This is a genomic window from Psychrobacter glaciei, assembly GCF_014652895.1.
In the GTDB taxonomy this organism is placed as follows: Bacteria; Pseudomonadota; Gammaproteobacteria; order Pseudomonadales; family Moraxellaceae; genus Psychrobacter; species Psychrobacter glaciei.
This window is the reverse complement of sequence record NZ_BMZR01000003.1, coordinates 150,773-170,203: the sequence shown is the minus strand read 5'-3', so window position 1 is coordinate 170,203 and position 19,431 is coordinate 150,773. Positions and strand designations below refer to the sequence as shown.

Genomic DNA, 19,431 nt, shown 5'->3' with positions numbered 1-19,431 from the left:
GTAAAACTTAAAAACGTTTAACTTAAGATTTAAACAAAATTAGGTCAACTGAGCGACGTTAATTTTGTCTGCTTCTTCAGTATAATCAGTCATACGGTCAAAGTTCATGTACTGATACACTTCCTCACCCATGCTATCAAGCATGCCAGCATACTGCTGATATTCGTCGTTCGTTGGCAATTTACCAAGTACCGCTGCTACCGCTGCAAGCTCTGCAGAAGCAAGGTATACGTTAGCGCCTTGACCTAAACGGTTAGGGAAGTTACGAGTTGAGGTCGATACCGCAGTAGACTTCGGTGCGATACGTGCTTGGTTACCCATACAGAGTGAACAACCTGGCATCTCAGTACGAGCGCCGGCTTGTGCATAGATGTTGTAATAACCTTCTTCCATCAATTGACGCGCATCCATCTTCGTTGGTGGCGCAATCCATAGACGAGTTTTCAAGCTACCTGCTGGTACATCTTGTAGCAGTTTACCAGCGGCACGGAAATGGCCGATGTTGGTCATACATGAACCAATGAATACTTCATCAATGGTATCACCAGCGACGTCAGCTAGGGTCTTAGCATCATCTGGATCATTCGGGCAGCAAAGAATCGGCTCTTTAATCGTGCTCATATCGATAGTCATATCGATCGTGTATTCAGCATCGTCATCAGCACGCATCAGGCTTGGGTTAGCCAACCACTCTTGCATCTGCTCAACACGGCGGCTGATAGTACGCGCATCGCCATAGCCTTCTGAGATCATCCACTTAAGTAGCGTAATGTTTGAGTTTAAATACTCAGTCACTGACGCTTCAGACAAGGTGATGGTACAACCAGCAGCACTACGCTCAGCTGATGCATCAGACAATTCGAACGCCTGCTCAGCAGTCAAGTCTTCTAGACCTTCGATTTCAAGAATACGACCGTTGAACTCGTTGATTTTACCTTTCTTATCGACAGTCAAGAGACCTTCTTTGATCGCTTGATAAGGAATCGCATGCACTAAGTCACGTAGCGTGATACCAGGCTGACGTTCGCCAACGAAGCGTACACGGACAGACTCAGGCATATCAAGTGGCATAACACCAGTCGCTGCGGCGAATGCAACCAGACCAGAACCTGCTGGGAACGAGATACCCATTGGGAAACGCGTATGTGAATCACCACCAGTACCAACGGTATCTGGAAGTAACATACGGTTCAACCATGAGTGGATGATGCCATCGCCTGGACGCAAGCTGACGCCGCCACGGTTCATGATGAAGTCAGGTAGTGTGTGCTGAGTCTCAACGTCAACTGGTTTTGGATAAGCGGCAGTGTGACAGAATGACTGCATCACTAGATCTGCTTGGAAACCTAGGCAAGCCAAATCTTTTAGCTCATCACGCGTCATTGGACCAGTGGTATCCTGACTTCCTACGGTAGTCATTTTAGGCTCACAGTACATACCTGGACGCACGCCCTCTAGACCACAAGCTTTACCAACCATTTTTTGCGCTAGCGTGAAGCCTTTGCCAGTATCAACTGGCTCTTCTGGCTTAGCAAAGATGTCTGAATGACCAAGACCCATGTATTCACGAGCACGGTTGGTCAAACCACGACCAACGATCAATGGAATACGGCCACCAGCGCGAACTTCATCAAGCAAAGTTGGCGAGTTTAGCTTGAACGTAGACAATACTTCATCAGAGTCATGCTTAGTGACTTTGCCTTCGTACGGATAGATGTCAAATACATCACCCATGTTTAGGTTATCAACATTCACTTTTTCGATTGGCAATGCGCCAGAATCTTCCATGGTGTTAAAGAAGATAGGCGCGATGTTGTTACCAAGTACTAGACCGCCGCCACGTTTGTTTGGCACGTTAGGGATATCATCACCCATTAACCAAAGTACTGAGTTGGTCGCAGACTTACGGCTAGAACCTGTACCGACGACATCACCAACATAAGCCAATTGATGACCTATTTTTTTCAGCTCTTCGATCTGCTTCATTGGGCCAACAACGCCTTCGTCATCAGCATTGATGCCGTCACGAGAGTTTTTGTGCATGGCTAATGAATGCAATGGGATGTCTGGACGACTCCATGCATCTTGCGCAGGTGACAAGTCATCGGTGTTGGTTTCGCCAGTGACTTTAAACGTTGTGTAAGTGGTCTTTTCTGGTACGGCAGCACGGTTCAAGAACCATTCAGCGTCAGCCCAAGATTGAACAACTTCTTTTGCGATGGTATTGCCAGCTTCTGCTTTTTCAGTCACGTCATTGAACGCATCAAATACTAGCAACGTCTTTTTCAGTGCTTCAGCTGCGTCTTGTGCAACTTCTTTATCATCCAGTGCGGCAACCAATGGCTGCACGTTGTAGCCACCTTGCATGGTGCCTAGAATTTCAACGGCTTTTTGCTTGCTGATAAGCGGTGAAGATGTTTCACCTTTAAGGATCGCCGCTAAAAACGCCGCTTTAACGTAAGCAGCTTGGTCAACACCAGCAGGAATACGGTTTTCTAGCAAGTTCATCAAGAACGCATCTTCGCCTGCAGGTGGCGTTTTTAAAAGTTCAACCAACTCTGCTACTTGTTTTTCGTTCAGTGGTAGCGGAACCGTTCCTAGCTCAGCACGTTCTTCGACATGTTTACGATAAGCTTCTAACACAATAGTCGTCCTCGTTAGTTGGGGATTAGCACAATACGTGGGTAGTCAGCATGACAGCCTGCGCCTATGTACCAAATGGAATAATTATCCCCGCTAATATAGCTTAAAATGGGCAAAATGTTAACCAGCAAAGCGCTTTCCCGCCTCCATAGTCAATATTTATTAAAAAAATATAAGGTATTTTTATACGGTTACTTGGCCTGTTTCAATGCTGAAAAATCAATAACAGTATTATAAAACGGTTGGATGAAATTTAGACTGAGATTTGCTATAATCGCTATACGAATTTTACGACCTATTCTTAGAAAATAATAAACAAAACCCTTATCCTACAAAGGTTTAGGATTATCAGGGTTTAGGATAAGACTATGAGCTCATTAGCCGTACAAACACACGTTCCTGCTGCCAAAGCTAAACCCAAAAAAGCAGTTCAGGGAGAAAAACTACGTGGCTACGATAAAGTTGCACGTATCCCAATTAAAGTGATCCCAACCATCGAGGCGAAGAAAAAGCCAGATTGGATTCGGGTCAAAATGTCATCACCTGCTGAAGTGGCTCGCATCAAAGCAACGCTACGCGAGCAAAAGCTCTATACCGTCTGTGAAGAAGCGGCTTGTCCAAACTTGCCACAGTGCTTCGCTGATGGTACGGCCACCTTTATGATTATGGGTGATATCTGTACCCGTCGCTGTCCGTTCTGTGATGTCGGACATGGTCGCCCTAACAATCTCGATGCCGACGAACCTCGTCATACGGCTGAGACGATCTTAGGTCTAAAACTGAAGTATGCAGTTATTACCTCAGTCGATCGCGATGATTTAAAAGATGGCGGTGCTGCTCATTTTGTTGAAGTGCTTAATGAAGCCAGAGCGCTCAGCCCAAACTGCTTGATTGAAATATTGGTTCCTGATTTCCGTGGTCGTATGGAAGTAGCATTAGACTTGCTAACTGAAACGCCGCCAGATGTCTTTAACCACAATATCGAAACCGTGCCACGCCTATATAAAGCGTTCCGTCCGGGTTCTGATTATCAGCACTCACTCGACTTGCTCAAGCTGTATAAAGAGCGTCGTCCAGATATCGCTACCAAATGTGGCTTTATGGTCGGCCTTGGTGAGACCGAAGAAGAGATTTATGCACTACTTGATGATCTAAAAGCCCATGATGTAGACATGATTACGGTTGGTCAGTATCTACAGCCTAGTAAAAATCATGCGCCCGTTGATCGTTATGTTCATCCAGATGAGTTCCAACGCTATATGGACTACGGCAAAAAAATTGGTTTCTTTAGCATTTGGGCAGGCCCAATGGTACGCTCAAGCTACTTTGCAGATCGTCAATACTATGGCGAAGATTGCCCTGCACCAATTCGTAGCAAAAAAGCATTAGAAGCTGAAGGCAAACTTGGCTGCTAATTTAGCAATAAAGTAATGTGAGACTAGTCGCTAAGACAATTGCTAAGACATCTCCTAAGAACAAAAAAAGGGTGAATAACAGATTTGTTATTCACCCTTTTTTTGTGACTTTAATAAACTTGTAAAGCCTTCAAAGCCAACGCTTTAAACAGTTAAAGTTGGCGTTGGCTTTCCGTTCGTTTTTATATTCAACATAGCAATACCAAGGACAATAATCCCACCTGCGATACCAGTGGTAATCTCAGGATAAATCAATAGTAAAGCACCAATAGCCAAGATGACACGAGTCAGTGTATTCATACCGCCTCTGAAGTATCCTTCGAGTGCCGAGCTTAACGCGATGACACCCGTCACTGAAGTCACTACCACCGTGATGATATCGATAATAGGCGGCAGTGGGAAATCTTTAGCCGTAACTGCCAGACCCGTTGGATCTATCATTAACATCGTTGGGTTATAGATAAACATAAACGGCACGATAAATCCGGCCAAAGCTAGTTTCAGCGATAAGAATCCTGTTTTCATCGGATCGCCACCGGATATACCCGCGCCCGCAAAGGCTGCCAGACATACAGGCGGTGTAATGTTGGCAAAGATACCAAAATAGAAAACAAACATGTGCGCTGACAAAATTGGAATATCAAAACCTGCTAATGCAGGCGCTGCCATCGTCGCGGTAATGATATAGGCAGGAATAGACGGTAGACCCATACCTAAGACCATCGAGGCTAACATCGTTAAAATAAGCGTAAAGAATAAAGACCCTGCGCCTAATGTGACAATAGATGACGTCATGACCGTACCAAAGCTGGTCAGACTCACGACCCCGATGATAATACCGACGACCGCACAAGCAGCCATCACGGCAAGCGATTGGCGAGCGCCATCTTCTAATGCCCCCAAAATGTCGGAAAAGCCCATTCTAGTCTCTTTTCGCAGCATACTGACTACAACCGTAAAACCAATGGTATAAGCAGCTGCATAACCGACAGGGACATTTCTGATTAATAAGAAAACCAAAAAGACAATCGGTAATAGCATATGACCGCGCGCTTTTAGCACCTCTTTTACCGCTGGCAAGTTTTCTTTAGCAATGCCTTTTAAGTCACGACGTCCAGCGCGAAAATGCACCTGCGCAATGACGCCCAAGTAATACAAAATCGCTGGTAGTAATGCTGCCAACGCAATCGTACTATAAGGTAAGCCTGTGGTCTCTGCCATAATGAACGCACTCGCGCCCATAATCGGTGGCAATATCTGCCCGCCAACAGAGGCACTCGCCTCAACTGCACCAGCGAAATCTTTGTGGTAGCCAACCTTTTTCATCAACGGAATGGTAAAGGCACCAGTACTGACCACGTTCGATAACGCAGAGCCATTAATACTGCCCATAAAACCACTAGAGATGACCGCTACTTTTGCAGGCCCACCCTTTTTGTGACCAGCGATGGCCAGCGCCAAATCATTAAATAACTGTCCCATTCCTGAGCGTGCTAAGAACGCACCAAAGAGAATGAACAAGAAAATAAAAGTAACCGACGCACCAATCGCAACCGAATATAAGCCTTCCGTTTTTAGAAACAATTGACCAAAGATATCACCCATGTCATAAGGACGAGTTAATAATCTATCAGGCATAAAGTCCAAATGACTGACAAACGGATACGCCAAAAATATCCCTGCTAATATCGGCAAAATCCAACCAGTGATTCGGCGACTGCCTTCTAGTACACAGACCACGGTAATCAGTGAAAATATCACATCGACCTGATTTGCCATACCGCCACGCGAGGTCACAATGTCTTGATACTCATAAATCAGATAGCCCATGCCAGATAAAGACAGCGCAAACCAAATCCAGTCATACCATGCCACACTTTTTCGGCTACTTTTTTTGCTAGCAGGAAAAATCAAGAATATTAATGCAAAACCCACACCCACGTGTACAGAGCGTTGTAGCAATGCTGGCATCGGATTAAAAGTAATATATAAGTGAAAAAGGGAATAGAGTATACAAATTCCAGCGATGAGATACTTCACTGGTCCTTGGGTGATATGACGCGTGATTGACTCTCGGTCATATTTTTCCAATACCGCTTTATTGATCGCATCTGCCTCAGCATCTTTATCAACATCAGCGTCTGGCATGGTAGTTACGCTACCGTGATCCGTCACTTGGGAGTTCATGACACAAGTCCTTTTTAAGTCTATCAATTAAACCATACGTCTTAGGCATGATCACCACTTCAGAATAGTCCGGCACCATCTGGTGAATCAAAACACGGTGGTCGCCATAATCAATCTCGCCTTTGGTCAGTCTGGATACGATCCAATTTAGGTTGGGGAGCTTTTCATTGATTTGATAACCCAGATAGCCAGGTTTTTGTATGGGAGCAAGCGCTTCGGTTGAGGGTGTACCTGCGCCAAAAGCTTCAAAATACGTGGTGGTCAGCAGCAGGCCATCGCTCTCACGTTGGTATTGCTCCTCCCACCATTGCTTTTCTACAGAATGTATCCAGCGTAGCTGAAAATCAGGCTCGACGAAGTAACACACCTTATCGTCAGACCCCTCTAGCCCTTTGATCCGCACTTCGACCACAGGCTGGAGAACAAAGCCCATCCATAGCGTAAAAAAAACCAGCGCGGCAATAAATGCTGCGCCAGTTGATAGCCATAATGAATTATTTGGCTGCTTGTTCGTCATAGTACTTTTTAGCGCCAGGATGGATTGGGGCGACCATGCCTTCACGGGCAGTCTCTAAGCTGATATCATTTGCCGCTTGGTGTGCTGTTTTTAGACCTTCCAAGTTCTCAAATAATGTTTTGGTTAACTTATAACCATCAGCTTCAGATAGATCAGAGCTAACCAACAGAGCATTCATGATTGCTGCGGTTGGAATGGCAGTTTCGTTGCCATACGTGCCAGCAGGAATCTCAAAGGTTTTGAAGTAAGGCTTGGTCGCAATGATTTCTTTTAGCTTGTCTTGGTTGATGGTAATCAATTGCAAGTCTAAGCCCTGCTCTAGCTCCATCAATGAAGAGTTCGGAAGACCACTGCTAAAGAAAGCCGCTTCAATTTTACCTGCTTTCATACCATCAGCCGCTTCAGAAAAGCCCAAATAATCGACTGTGACATCATCATACGTGATGCCAAACCCTTCTAATAAAGTTCGCGCATTTACTTCCGTTCCAGAGCCTTGATCGCCTACAGCGATGCGCTTGCCTCGTAAGTCTTCAATGCTTTTGATACCGGATTTTTTGGTGGTGACGATTTGCACCACATTAGGGTACAAGACAGCAATTTGTTGAATGTTAGCGATCGGCTTATCAAAGTTATTTTTACCTTCGACTGCGTCCGTGACCACATCACTGAGCGCCAATACCATATCGACTTTACCTTGGGTCAATAGATTGACGTTTTCGACTGATGCGCCCGTGGTTTGTGTCTTTGAGTTGACCCCAAAAGTTTTGACATAGATTTCGGACAATGACGTCCCAATGATGTTATAAGGACCAGATGCCCCGCCTGTGGCGATGGTAAGAAATTTGGTATCCAGCTTGTCGGCAGCAGTGGCCTCGGTGGCAGCACTGTCTGTTTCCGTACTGTCAGTGCTTTCTGAGCTTGGCGATGAGCATGCGGTTAGGCCTAGAGTGGCACTTAACATCGCTGATAAAAATAACGGAGATTTTGTAAATTTGAGCATTGCATTCATCCTTGAAATAATCAGTTTAATACATCTAACGGCATCAACATTTAAATGTTAATGCGTTACAGACCTATAATAGTATAGTAATTCCTGTCATAAATAAACCGTAGCCTACCTTCTCTCAAAACCTTATAAATAAAGCGCTTTGAGTCAAAAATAGTAATTTTTCTAATTGACGGGCATTTAGCATGTTCTGCCAAGCGGAACAAAGTTTCATTAGTTAAACTATTTAAACAAAAATTAGACCGAGTGTAAACCTTTATCATTACCCAAACAGAAATAAGGGTATTTGTGATTACCCTCAATAATACTTATAGTGCAGTCAATCCTATACAAATTGGACAAGGGGTCAGTCTACTATCTGTAGTACTTTCACACGCCTTTATTGTATCTAAATCATCTTGAACCGACTATAGTAAGCTAAGATAGTGCTATGTTTTGAGTATGATAAATAATAACAACTTTGTTGATAAGGATTGACCAATGAGCAGCGAATTTATACCACAGGAAGGCTCTTGCTCCTGTTCTAGCAACACCTATACTATCAATAATAAGCCCATCGGCCGCTTTATCTGCCACTGTACTATTTGCCAAGAATTCACTGGCCAAGCGTATAATGATGTAACGATTTTACTCAAATCGGATGTGAGTAAGTTAAACCTGATTAGAACCAAATTCCGCCGTTGGAAACTTCCGCCAAATATTAGCCGCGGGCTGTGTACGCGCTGCAATAAACCCAGTATAGAAACAGCAGTGGGCGGAAACCTCATATTAATACCCACGACAAATCTCCCTAATGTCGCCGCGCTACCTGAACCTAGCATGCATCTATTTTATAATCGCCGAGTCCAAGATATGGATGATGACCTGCCTAAGTGCAATGGCTTTGTACAAAGTCAGGCGATGACAGTTAAGGCGCTTGCTCAAGGTATGTATAAGAGAGTCACTAGGGCGTGTTGAACATTCGACCATGGCACTGACAGAGACTATTTTTTAGACAGTTCGACGTTAAAAACAGTAAGTTTAGTCATTCTAAGCGTCTACTTTTAACCATGAAATGGCAAAAAATAGTCCTGTCTCTTCGAGCTGATGCGAAAACTGTCCTATGCTGCGTTGTAAACCTAGTTAAGGCATGAGCATTACCGTCGTTTTACGCCTTGTCTAGAACAGTTTTCGCAATCAGCAGTGCCTATTTGTGAATGTTCAACACGCCCTAAACGTTAGTGGCTATATTTAGAATGTAAAACCCCTTATAAAAAATCCGTTTACCAAGACCTTTGTTATTATCTATATTTTGAGGAAAAAGCGAGTAACACCAGCTTTTACGACTTTTACTAGCTATCATTTGGAACCTGATATGACTTCAATTGCAGTAGAAAACACGCAAAAACACTCTGCCGACATTGCTATCATTGGCGGCAGTGGTCTCTATCAAATGCAATCACTCACCAATAGACGCAACGTTACCATACAGACGCCTTATGGTAGCCCTTCTGATGATATTGTCCTTGGTGAATTAGAGGGTGTGACGGTTGCTTTTTTGACACGGCATGGTCAAGGTCATAAACTCATCCCGTCTGAAGTCCCTTATCGCGCCAATATTTATGCACTAAAAACATTAGGCGTGCGCTATATCGTATCAGTATCCGCAGTCGGTTCTTTACAAGAGCATATTGAGCCGCTAGATATGGTCGTACCCGATCAAATGATTGACATGACCAAGCAGCGAGTCAGTACGTTTTTTGGTGAAGGCGCAGTCGCTCATGTATCGATGGCAAAGCCACTATGTCCTGCCCTAGCAGATATCCTAGAGCGAGCTTACGACAAAGCAGATATTTTTGAGGGAGCATGTCACTCACAGGCAACTTATGTCTGTATCGAGGGACCACAGTTCTCAACTCGTGCAGAGTCCCAGTGGTATCGGCAAATGCAGGCAGGTATTATCGGCATGACCAATATGCCAGAAGCCAAGCTGGCACGTGAAGCCAGCATTGCTTATGCTACGTTGGCCTTGGTGACAGATTTTGATTGTTGGCATCCTACCGAAGAAGCAGTCAGTGCGGACTACGCCATAAAAAACCTGATGAAAAATGCCGAAAACGCTCAGAAAGTAATCAAGGAAGCGGTCGCTTTGATTGCCGCCGAGCTGCCGAATTCAATCGCACATAATGCCTTAGCCCAAGCACTGGTAACGCCTGTGAACGTGATGGACGAGCAGACCAAAACCAGACTTGCTGCATTGCTGTACTAAATATTCAAAAGTGTATCGATAGATGCTTGTCTGAAATAATGACAGACAGCAAAGTGTTAAATTCCCATACACATACAAACATGCACATACAAACATGCACATACAAACATGCACATACAAACATGCACATACAAACATGCACATACAAAAAGGCCATTAACTTGAATTAATGGCCTTTTTTAGGATTTTAGCTCGTATATTTGCAACGTACGCTAACTATAGTCAAAGTATCCTAAAAACGCTACGGTATTGCTGATATCAATTTTTTGTAGCCTCTGTCTGCGCAGGCACAGTAAGCAAGAAAAATTGATATCAGCAGTACGTCATGTGTCGATATTACTTTTCACTGACTATACACAGCTTTGACACTAACAACAGCCGCCCAGCTCAGATGCTAGCGTTACAGACTGATTAAATGGCATCAGTTCGCCGCAACCTGCAAAAATACCGTAGTGGCGACTGTCATCACCGATAAATTCAAAATGCGGTGCAAAGCGAGATTCTTGTAGCATTCGAAACGTATTGCCACAGACAGGGAATACTCGACCCGCCTCAATAGCATGATGCTTATCCAGATCAAAACGATGAGAAGATTGCTCGATAGATCCTTTGTATATCACCGCTTGACCATGATCTTCGCAAGCATCTTCGAGCGCTGCAATCTTAAACAAACGATAAGTGGCAGAGAAAAACTGGATATCGCCAATTTTTGCCGCCAATGCGGGATCAGTAATCTCAAGTGGGCGATCCTCGACCAGACGCGGGTCTAAAAATCCTGCGCCTCTTGCCAAACGGCTAAAGTCCTTCCAGTACAAGGCACCACTCAAACACTCTCCATAAAGGACAGGATCGTCGATTAGGTGTTGCGGGATACGGCGATCAGCATACACATCAGAAAAATAAAACTCTCCACCGGGCTTAAGTAAACGCTGCACATTGGCCATCACTGCGGCTTTATCAGTGGATAAATTGATGACGCAATTTGAGACGATAATATCAAAGCTATTATCTGCTAACGCTAGCTCATCTAACTTTTCAAGATAGCCTTTTATAAAAGTCACATTATCATAGCCAAACTTGTCGACATGATAGTCTTGATGCTGTCTTGCGATTGCCAATTGCTCATCGGTCATATCAATACCGACCACATGCCCCGTCTCGCCAACCAATTGCGCTAGTGCATAGACATCGCGGCCCGAACCACTTCCTAAGTCTAAAATACGGCAGCCTTCAAGTAACGCCGGACAAACCAATCCGCAACCATAATAACGACTCAAGACGTCATTATGGATATTAGCCAGCAGCGGTTTGAGCCATTCAGGCATATTACTAATATCGCAACACGCCGAGGTCTTTAAATCAGCAGTGCTTTGTAGCTGTTTACCATAATAATCCTGAACCACGTCCTGCATAACAATATCCTTATTAAATGTACAGTCCAGTTGAAAGTCTTAGTGATGACTTTGATAAATATAGCCGCACTATTTTAGCCAATTTATTGAAACGCTTATCAGCTGTCATCGACCTTGATATTGACGTGAGAATCCAGCCAGCCATTTGGCAAATACTGCAAATCTTCAGGCTCATCAATATCATGTAAAGGTGATAATAGTGCGAGTGTCCAATCTAATGTTGCAAAGCGCTGCCTAGTCACCGCAGCCACGCTAGCCGTACTCCAGCTGACATTTGAAAAAAGACTTTTATCCGCTTGTTTAAATCCGAGCAACACATAACCACCATCTGATGCAGGAATCATGACCGCATCATGCTGATCTAGCTGCTGTGCTGCTAGTTGAATACGCGCTACCGTGAGGCTAGGACAATCCGTACCAATTAATAAAACCTTTTCAAAACTCTTCAATACTCGCTGACTGGCTCCCAGCATACGAAAACCCAAGTCACCCTCCACTTGCGCTGACCATTGCAGTGAGTCAGGCAAATCAAGCGCTTGCCAGCAAGGATCAGTTGGCGCAGGACTAACACATAGCTCAACTGTAAAGCCAGTAGCAACGGCCTGTTCTATGCTATGCAGCAGCAGTTGCCGTGCCATTTGCGCGGCACCTTCAATGCCAAGCGCTGGTTGCAGACGAGTCTTTGCCATACCCTGTGCGGGAAATTTGGCAAAAAGAATGATGCAAATTTGTGATTTTTGATTCATGGTAAGCGTTTATTCTTTTATTTATAATAGCGCGCTCTAATGTTATCAGCCGACACGCCACACCAATAATCAAAACGTAAATGCCACATTAAGACAATCGTCCGCCAAGTGCCATATTGCTGCCAGCGTCTGGCCGAGGTGATAACTTTACTTTTCAAACAAGCAGGTTTGGCAACACCTTTTAGCTGCTTGCATAATTCGACATCTTCCATCAGCGACTGTTTAGGATAACCACCGATTTGTTCGAAAAGCTTACGCTTGATAAAAATAGCTTGATCGCCCGTAGCGATTCTGCTCAATCGTGAGCGCCAATTAATCATTCGACTTACTAGCCAAAGCATCGGCTGACGGCTATTCAGCTGCACATCGAAACGACCCCATTCTGAGTGTTTTATAGCAGTTGTTACTTCTGCAATAGCTTGGGTTGGCAGTTGCGTATCAGCATGTAGAAATAGCAAAATATCGCCAGTTGCTAATGCGGCACCTGAATTCATTTGCTGCGCACGCCCTGCTTTGGACTCAATCATTTGCCAATCCACTTTACGATAATTATCGAGCGTTAACTCTTTAATAAAGCTTTGAATTATGCCGATAGAGTCATCGTTTGAGCCGCCATCGACCAAGATAGCTTGCTGCGGTGTTGGATTTAGGCTGTCTATATTTGCAAACAGATGAGGCAAATTATCTGCCTCATTGAGTACTGGAATAATGATAGAAACCGTCGCTGTCATAGTTGGCCGTATTCTTACTTTTTATTCAAATTCCAATTGTAATCGGTATAACCAATCTTCGTTTTACCTGCTTTTAGATCAGCCGTTTGCGATTTATCAAGACTTAAAGACGAGCTATAGCGAGCTAAAAATCCTTCTAAATCTTTGGTGCCGCGCCAATTCGACTCAAAGTCTTCTTTATACCATTTAAAGATTGGCGATACCTCAAGTGTGCCTCCTTTGAGACGATTGCGGCTGCTATCGGCTAAGAACTTACTGGTTACTTGCTCTAATTGCTTATCCAACTTGCTGCCTGTAAAAGCATCATCTAACAAGGCTGGACAGCCAATGCTAGCACAGTTCACCGCAAAGTGAATACGTGGTTCATTGTAGCGTTTGGAGCCACGGATTAGATTGTGTTCGATGTCATCGAGCGAGCGCTTTTTGCCTAGTAGCGTGACAAAATCTTGTTTCCATGGCGAGCCAAATATCCCACCGATATCTTTAATCGACTTAATGCTAGGATACTTGGTCAACACTAGCTCTACCGTACCTGCGTTATAGACATTGATCAAAAATGCCAATTGCTCGTCTTTGCTCCAGCGATTGAATTCTGACTGGCTGACTTTGCTAGTGGCCGCCATATAGCTATCAAGCTTGCTCTTATCCGCTTTCATGCCATTATAATTAACGACAGAGGCTTTGCCACCATTGGTCATAGTGACGTTTTTGTTGAGTAAGCTGTCCCAAGTGCTATGATTGAAATCAGCATAACTGGCGACACTGGCCAATAATATAGAAGTGGCCACTGCCGTTTTGATCATTAAACGACTGCTTGAAAAACTGCTTGTGCTCTTACTGATGTTATCAAAAATATTCATGAATGACTCCGTTTAAATCGATGAGGTGTTTTCTATCGTCTGGTCTGCTGTCTCTTCTTCTAGCGCGCCACCGCAACTACTCCCCTGTCCTGCTGTGCAACCATAACAATGGTCAGCAATAGAGATGACGTCACCAGAAGGGTTTTGAGTCAGCAAATCGCTTAGGTGCTGACGCGACTTATTGGGTACAGGAATCTCTAACTGCTGATTGAAGTCGCAATCGAACAATTCACCCAACCAGTTGACACTGATGGTCGAGCGGCACATGACTTCGGCTAAATTGGCAGCCACGTAATTTTCTTTGAGCAAATCCATATATGGGTGGAATTGGTTTTTGGCCAACAGCACCGCGCCAAAACGCTGAATCGGCATATTGGTCAAAGCGAACAACTGATTAAACTCAATATCGAAATGCTCTTTTAGCTCGCGCTTATAGTCCGCTTCAAGCTGCTGTTGATTGGGCGGCAGCGTGGCACCTTGTGGGTTATAGACCAAATTCAATGTCAAATCTGAATCAGGCTTGCCATAACCTAAGGCATTGAGCTTTTGCAGTCCCAATATACTGTCATCAAACGCGCCCTTACCGCGCTGTTTGTCTACATTTTCTAAGGAATAACAAGGTAAGGATGCCACCACTTCAACTTGATTGTCTGCTAAAAACTGCGCCATGTCCTCATACCCATCTTCCATGAGGATAGTCAGATTACAGCGGTCTATTACCTTGACACCTAGGGCACGAGCCGCCTTTACCAAATACTTAAAGTCCTCATGCATCTCAGGTGCACCGCCCGTCAAATCGAGCGTATCAATATTTTGCGCTTGCAGCACTTTGGGTATCATCTCAACCAACTCACGCGACATCATCTCTGTCCGATAAGGACTGGCAGCCACGTGGCAATGGACGCAAGACATATTGCATAAGTAGCCCATATTGACTTGTAATATCGTCAGTTGACGGCGTTTGATAGCAGGAAAATCGGTAAATTCGAGTAGTTCAATGGTAGATTTCATAAATTATTGAATCCATTCAGTAGCATTTTATTAGCAGATTAAGTCAGTTTTGACTCAGTCTCAGTAGTCATACAAACTCATTGATAATGAAAAATCTTGAGTATCATCATTAAACCACAATAGAAATCATAGCTATTATTGACAAGTTACTAATCAATTTATTCTTTCTTTCCAGTTTAACTAATCAATGATACCGTATTATGTCCCTAGTATTTCTATTAAAAAGGAAATATCATGGTCAAATGTAAATTATAAAGCGGGTCAAAAGCGTTATTTTGCATTTATAAAGCGCTTGTCGATTTTCCGCTTTAGATACCAAACCCAGCGACCTTGCACGCTAAACTTGCCCCAACTGCCGATAGCGTATTTATCGCCGCAAGACAATAAATATAGCGTACGTGTTTTGGGCTGATAGTTCTGCATAGGCTCACCTCTCAGATATGCTAGCAAATTATCAGCTTCTATAGCACCGCCACGTACCGCATGAACTCCCGAATGTGCCATGTCTTCATCCACTCGCGTGGCTACATCGCCGACAGCAAACACATTCGGATGGGAGACGCTCTGTTGCAGGGCATTGACAGCGATAAAACCATTATCAATGGTTTGCAAGTCAGTAGCGGCTGTCCATGCCGACCCCATCACGCCAGTAGCAGCGATAACCGCATCCATCGTTAACGAATCAGTAGCGGTTGACAGCTGACCATCACGATAACCTGTTGCGCGCTCCTGAACCATCCTAATGCCATGGCGATATAGCTGCTTCATAACACGCTGCTGAAAACGCGGATTAAATCCCGATAAAAGATGCTCACCGCACACCAGTATCACTTGATGGTTAGTATTGATTTGCTGTAGCGCGACTTGAGCAGCCATGACCAACTCTATCGCTGCCGCTCCAGCCCCAATGATAGCCAGTTGATACTTTTTAGATTGTCGAGCATCCGTCAGAATCTGCTGCCAATGTGTGATAAATTCTGATAATGGCCTAATAGCAATAACGCTACTCGTCTCAGCATTATGTGACCAGCGCATATCGGTATCTGCACCGGTGTTTAATGACAATACATCATAGCTATAATGCCTATCGTCAGTGGTCATGACTTGCTGAGATTTAGCGTCTACTGCTGTGATTGGCTGCTGAATAAAGCGCACACCTGCTTGAGAGCAGAGTGACTTTATATCGATACGGATATTATCTAAAGTATAATGTCCCGCCATCCAACCAGGCAACATACCAGAGTAAACAAACTGCGGCTGTGCGCTGATTAATGTGATATCTAATTTGATGGAAGGCGTTATACAGCGTCGACGCAACAAGCCAATATGCGCATGACCAGCACCTGCCAACAGCAGTTTTTTTACAGGCATTTTTTTTGTGGGCATCTCATCGCTCAGTGTCTTTGATAGTTTTTGAATGGCTTGGCAATAGAAATTAAAACATAAGTTAAAAGCATTTAAAGCAAGACTATTGTACGATAACGACGATTCAGTAAATAATATTGACCTGCTAAGGCTTTGTGATTAAATTGGTGGCAGCAATCATCTATCGTGATAATACAACCTGACTGACGGCTTATTCTCTAGCAAAGCCATATTGACAATACGTTTAGCGCTCGTCGTTAAACACTTAAAAACCATAGAAACAGTTTGTTTTTATCCTCTACCCATGCAAGGATTCTACGCTTATGAGTAATTCTGACCAGATCACCTCCTCTGATAATACCCACTATCTGCATCATACCTTCTTTGAGCCGCGCGATAGCGACAAAAAGATTACAGCCACGCTACTGATCGTCCATGGCATGTCAGAGCATAGCGGTCGCTATGCGGACTTTGCCCAGTTTTTGGCTGATAATGGTATTGCAGTAGCAACTTACGATCAGCTTGGTCATGGTCAAACGGTAAAAACACACGCTGATTTGGGGTTTTTTGGCAGCGAGCATCCGGTGCAGTCATTGTTAAAAGACGTCATCGTTATGGCTGATAGCTTAAAGGCTCGTCATCCTCATGTGCCGCACTTTGTCATGGGACACTCTATGGGCTCATTTATTGTCCGTAATGTCCTCAAACATCATGCTCAAGACTTTTCTGGTGCGATTTTGATGGGCACTGCTGATGCCAATCCGTTGACCAAAGTGCTACTACCAATCAATAAACTATTGGCAAAAGCTGCACCAAGAAAGCCAAACGCCGTATTTGCCAAGGTAATGAACAAGGTACTTAACAGCAAGCTTAATAACCGTACTTCTGATTCACAGTTTGCTTGGATCAGTGAAAACCCAGCCAATATCGCCGCTTATGAAGCCGATCCACTCACAGGTTTTGACTTTACCAATAATGGTTTTATGACGTTGTTTACCTTGATGGCAACTAGCTTGCATAAAGGCTGGGCCACGACAATTGCCAAAGACTTTCCGATGCTTTTTGCCAGTGGAAAAAGCGACCCCATCGGTGACATGGGCAGCGGCATTCGCAATATTGTCAGCCGCCTAAAGAAACAAAATTTTAATAACGTGAGTGTAAAGCTCTATCCAAACATGCGCCATGAGCCCCTACATGAGCAGGCTAATAAAGTGGTCTATCACGATATCTTAGAATGGATAGACGATAATAGCTCAACGGTCTAGACGGCATTATTTATTATAAGCAATGACCATTACGCCCAACTTATTTGCTAAAAGCTGCCAAATTAGCGACAATGTGGCAGGCAATATTTTTAGTCGATTCTTTACGATATAGTTAACGATAAAATCTTTTTATTTACCTTTCATCCATCTTAGGAATTTTTATCCATGTCATTACAACAAACCATCGAACAAGCCTTTGAAAACCGCAATGAATACAGCCCAAGCACTATGCCACAAGACGTACGTGATGCTATTAATCAAGTCCTTGAGCAACTAGACAATGGTAGCTTGCGCGTTGCCGAAAAGAAAGATGGCGAATGGGTCGTCAATCAATGGGCAAAAAAAGCCGTATTACTATCATTCCGCTTAAACGACAACTACGTTCAAGCAGCTGGCGAACATGTACAGTTTTATGACAAAGTACCAACTAAATTTGCTAACTGGACTGAAGCACAGTTTAAAGAAGCAGGCGTACGCGTTGTACCACCGGCAGTCGCTCGTAAAGGCTCATTCATCGCGGCAGGCGCAGTATTAATGCCATCGTATGTCAACATCGGCGCATATGTCGATCAAGGCGCGATGGTCGATACGTGGGCAACGGTTGGTTCATGTGCCCAAATCGGTAAAAACGTGCATCTATCAGGCGGCGTTGGTATCGGCGGTGTATTGGAGCCATTACAAGCCAACCCTACTATCATCGAAGACAACTGCTTTATCGGTGCGCGTTCTGAAATCGTTGAAGGCGTGATCGTCGAAGAAGGCTCTGTTATCTCTATGGGTGTGTTCATCGGTCAATCCACGCGCATCTATGATCGCGAGACTGGCGAGATTCATCGCGGCCGTGTACCAGCAGGTTCTGTTGTCGTACCGGGTAGCTTACCGTCAGAAGATGGCACACACAGCTTGTACGCTGCTATCATCGTGAAAAAAGTAGATGCACAAACTCGTGCAAAAACATCAGTAAATGAGCTATTACGCTTAGCCTAAATATTTAGCACGTACCATTATTTGTTAAATAATATTGTTTTATAAAAAGATGCTGGAGGATGACTCCAGCATCTTTTTTGCAGCTTAATATAAGGCGTTACGTTATAATCCTTTGTTGGTTTGGCTTTATGCAAACATAAAAACACCCACACAACCATCTGCCTTTTTTATTACGATTGATAAGTGCCTGATCGCCTTATCAACCTTTAACTGTATTTGACATATTATGAGTGAATCACCATTACGCACCGCCGCTATTCCTGTCACTGATCCTGAAGCAGGATTACGTCTGACTGAAATTTTTTACTCTTTGCAAGGTGAGGCGATAACGTCAGGCTTGCCGACGATATTTGTGCGTCTAACTGGCTGCCCGCTGCGTTGTGTCTATTGTGATACCGAATATGCCTTTACGGGCGGCGAACGTCAGTCGCTAGAGACCATTATAGAAACCATCAAAGCTTATCCTTGCAAGCGTATTTGTCTGACAGGCGGCGAACCATTAGCACAGCCGAATGCCATTGAATTGATGAAACGTTTGCTGAGCGATGATTATGAGATATCCCTTGAAACCGCAGGCGCGCTCACGGTAGAAAACGTACCAACAGCGGTCAGCAAGGTGATGGATCTTAAAACACCAAGCTCAGGCGAGGTCGATAAAAACTTATGGTCAAATTTGGACCATCTTACTCAGCATGACCAAATCAAGTTTGTCATCATGAACCGTAAAGATTACGACTGGGCGCAAGCTATGCTAATCGAGCATAAGCTAAATGAATTGGTCGGAACCGTTTGGTTTTCGCCGATGTTTAACGTCGCCGATGATATCGATGAACAGTTTAGCCCTGACGTACCTGTGTTAGCACGAGAACTTGCTGAATGGATGCTGGCTGATGCCTTGCCTGTCCGCTTTCAATTACAATTGCACAAAATCATTTGGGCAGATGCTAAAGGTAAATAGAAAAGCACATAAAAAAGCAGGTAAAAATTACTAGGGTCTGTTGAACATTCAAATGTGGAACTGGCAGTGGCTATTTTTCA

General features: G+C 44.1%; 16 protein-coding genes. 6 read left to right on the top strand and 10 right to left on the bottom strand.

Annotated features, from left to right (window positions below; genetic code table 11):
* Positions 1-39: 39 nt before the first annotated feature.
* Entirely contained in the window at positions 40-2,643 is a 2,604-nt protein-coding gene (gene acnB / locus IE130_RS08355) for a bifunctional aconitate hydratase 2/2-methylisocitrate dehydratase (RefSeq protein WP_189584451.1), read from the bottom strand.
* Between the two features lie 368 nt (positions 2,644-3,011).
* Here acnB and lipA point away from each other — a divergent pair, with 368 nt between their 5' ends.
* A complete protein-coding gene (lipA, locus tag IE130_RS08350) occupies positions 3,012-4,058 on the top strand; it encodes a lipoyl synthase (RefSeq protein ID WP_189584448.1) in 1,047 nt (348 codons plus the stop codon).
* Between the two features lie 144 nt (positions 4,059-4,202).
* Here lipA and IE130_RS08345 read toward each other — a convergent pair whose 3' ends face one another.
* The 3 genes from IE130_RS08345 to IE130_RS08335 are packed head-to-tail and all read right to left on the bottom strand — an operon-like array spanning position 4,203 to position 7,762.
* The gene (locus IE130_RS08345) at positions 4,203-6,206 is read right to left on the bottom strand and encodes a TRAP transporter permease (protein WP_189585246.1); all 2,004 of its coding nucleotides are present in this window, start codon (positions 6,204-6,206) and stop codon (positions 4,203-4,205) included.
* A gap of 10 nt (positions 6,207-6,216) precedes the next feature.
* Complete coding sequence (locus IE130_RS08340) at positions 6,217-6,762, bottom strand: DUF1850 domain-containing protein (RefSeq protein WP_189584445.1); 546 nt, start codon at positions 6,760-6,762, stop codon at positions 6,217-6,219.
* Complete coding sequence (locus tag IE130_RS08335) at positions 6,740-7,762, bottom strand: TAXI family TRAP transporter solute-binding subunit (RefSeq protein WP_189584442.1); 1,023 nt, start codon at positions 7,760-7,762, stop codon at positions 6,740-6,742. The genes IE130_RS08340 and IE130_RS08335 overlap by 23 nt, the downstream gene beginning before the upstream one ends.
* 486 nt (positions 7,763-8,248) lie before the next feature.
* Here IE130_RS08335 and IE130_RS08330 point away from each other — a divergent pair, with 486 nt between their 5' ends.
* Complete coding sequence (locus IE130_RS08330; protein WP_189584441.1) at positions 8,249-8,725, top strand: GFA family protein; 477 nt, start codon at positions 8,249-8,251, stop codon at positions 8,723-8,725.
* A gap of 397 nt (positions 8,726-9,122) precedes the next feature.
* Positions 9,123-10,016, top strand: a complete 894-nt coding sequence (gene mtnP, locus IE130_RS08325; RefSeq protein WP_189584438.1) for an S-methyl-5'-thioadenosine phosphorylase — start codon at positions 9,123-9,125, stop codon at positions 10,014-10,016.
* Between the two features lie 368 nt (positions 10,017-10,384).
* Here mtnP and IE130_RS08320 read toward each other — a convergent pair whose 3' ends face one another.
* From IE130_RS08320 to IE130_RS08295, 6 genes are all read right to left on the bottom strand, one after another.
* Positions 10,385-11,428 (bottom strand): methyltransferase domain-containing protein, encoded by a 1,044-nt coding sequence (locus IE130_RS08320; RefSeq protein ID WP_189584425.1) that lies wholly within the window; start codon positions 11,426-11,428, stop codon positions 10,385-10,387.
* Between the two features lie 98 nt (positions 11,429-11,526).
* Complete coding sequence (locus IE130_RS08315; protein WP_189584421.1) at positions 11,527-12,174, bottom strand: TIGR04282 family arsenosugar biosynthesis glycosyltransferase; 648 nt, start codon at positions 12,172-12,174, stop codon at positions 11,527-11,529.
* 17 nt (positions 12,175-12,191) lie between these two features.
* Positions 12,192-12,905 carry a TIGR04283 family arsenosugar biosynthesis glycosyltransferase gene (locus IE130_RS08310; RefSeq protein WP_189584418.1) on the bottom strand — a complete coding sequence of 238 codons (714 nt, stop codon included), beginning with the start codon at positions 12,903-12,905 and terminating at the stop codon, positions 12,192-12,194.
* Positions 12,906-12,919: 14 nt separating this feature from the next.
* The gene (locus IE130_RS08305; protein WP_189584415.1) at positions 12,920-13,765 is read right to left on the bottom strand and encodes a DUF547 domain-containing protein; all 846 of its coding nucleotides are present in this window, start codon (positions 13,763-13,765) and stop codon (positions 12,920-12,922) included.
* Positions 13,766-13,777: 12 nt separating this feature from the next.
* A complete protein-coding gene (gene arsS / locus IE130_RS08300) occupies positions 13,778-14,776 on the bottom strand; it encodes an arsenosugar biosynthesis radical SAM (seleno)protein ArsS (RefSeq protein ID WP_189584412.1) in 999 nt (332 codons plus the stop codon).
* 270 nt (positions 14,777-15,046) lie between these two features.
* Positions 15,047-16,162, bottom strand: a complete 1,116-nt coding sequence (locus tag IE130_RS08295; RefSeq protein ID WP_189584409.1) for an FAD-dependent oxidoreductase — start codon at positions 16,160-16,162, stop codon at positions 15,047-15,049.
* Positions 16,163-16,464: 302 nt separating this feature from the next.
* Here IE130_RS08295 and IE130_RS08290 point away from each other — a divergent pair, with 302 nt between their 5' ends.
* The 3 genes from IE130_RS08290 (at position 16,465) to queE (ending at position 19,351) form a co-directional block, all read left to right on the top strand.
* Positions 16,465-17,406 (top strand): alpha/beta fold hydrolase, encoded by a 942-nt coding sequence (locus tag IE130_RS08290; RefSeq protein ID WP_189584406.1) that lies wholly within the window; start codon positions 16,465-16,467, stop codon positions 17,404-17,406.
* Positions 17,407-17,571: 165 nt separating this feature from the next.
* Entirely contained in the window at positions 17,572-18,393 is an 822-nt protein-coding gene (gene dapD / locus IE130_RS08285; RefSeq protein ID WP_010199491.1) for a 2,3,4,5-tetrahydropyridine-2,6-dicarboxylate N-succinyltransferase, read from the top strand.
* Positions 18,394-18,619: 226 nt separating this feature from the next.
* Positions 18,620-19,351: a 7-carboxy-7-deazaguanine synthase QueE gene (queE, locus tag IE130_RS08280; RefSeq protein ID WP_189584403.1), complete on the top strand. Its 732-nt coding sequence runs from the start codon at positions 18,620-18,622 to the stop codon at positions 19,349-19,351.
* Positions 19,352-19,431 lie beyond the last annotated feature (80 nt).

Bases quoted from the DNA above. Each gene is read 5' to 3' on its own strand.
- lipA (WP_189584448.1), top strand. From the start codon at position 3,012: ATGAGCTCATTAGCCGTACAAACACACGTTCCTGCTGCCAAAGCTAAA.
- IE130_RS08345 (WP_189585246.1), bottom strand. From the start codon at position 6,206: ATGCCAGACGCTGATGTTGATAAAGATGCTGAGGCAGATGCGATCAAT.
- IE130_RS08340 (WP_189584445.1), bottom strand. From the start codon at position 6,762: ATGACGAACAAGCAGCCAAATAATTCATTATGGCTATCAACTGGCGCA.
- IE130_RS08335 (WP_189584442.1), bottom strand. From the start codon at position 7,762: ATGCTCAAATTTACAAAATCTCCGTTATTTTTATCAGCGATGTTAAGT.
- IE130_RS08330 (WP_189584441.1), top strand. From the start codon at position 8,249: ATGAGCAGCGAATTTATACCACAGGAAGGCTCTTGCTCCTGTTCTAGC.
- mtnP (WP_189584438.1), top strand. From the start codon at position 9,123: ATGACTTCAATTGCAGTAGAAAACACGCAAAAACACTCTGCCGACATT.
- IE130_RS08320 (WP_189584425.1), bottom strand. From the start codon at position 11,428: ATGCAGGACGTGGTTCAGGATTATTATGGTAAACAGCTACAAAGCACT.
- IE130_RS08315 (WP_189584421.1), bottom strand. From the start codon at position 12,174: ATGAATCAAAAATCACAAATTTGCATCATTCTTTTTGCCAAATTTCCC.
- IE130_RS08310 (WP_189584418.1), bottom strand. From the start codon at position 12,905: ATGACAGCGACGGTTTCTATCATTATTCCAGTACTCAATGAGGCAGAT.
- IE130_RS08305 (WP_189584415.1), bottom strand. From the start codon at position 13,765: ATGAATATTTTTGATAACATCAGTAAGAGCACAAGCAGTTTTTCAAGC.
- arsS (WP_189584412.1), bottom strand. From the start codon at position 14,776: ATGAAATCTACCATTGAACTACTCGAATTTACCGATTTTCCTGCTATC.
- IE130_RS08295 (WP_189584409.1), bottom strand. From the start codon at position 16,162: ATGCCCACAAAAAAAATGCCTGTAAAAAAACTGCTGTTGGCAGGTGCT.
- IE130_RS08290 (WP_189584406.1), top strand. From the start codon at position 16,465: ATGAGTAATTCTGACCAGATCACCTCCTCTGATAATACCCACTATCTG.
- dapD (WP_010199491.1), top strand. From the start codon at position 17,572: ATGTCATTACAACAAACCATCGAACAAGCCTTTGAAAACCGCAATGAA.
- queE (WP_189584403.1), top strand. From the start codon at position 18,620: ATGAGTGAATCACCATTACGCACCGCCGCTATTCCTGTCACTGATCCT.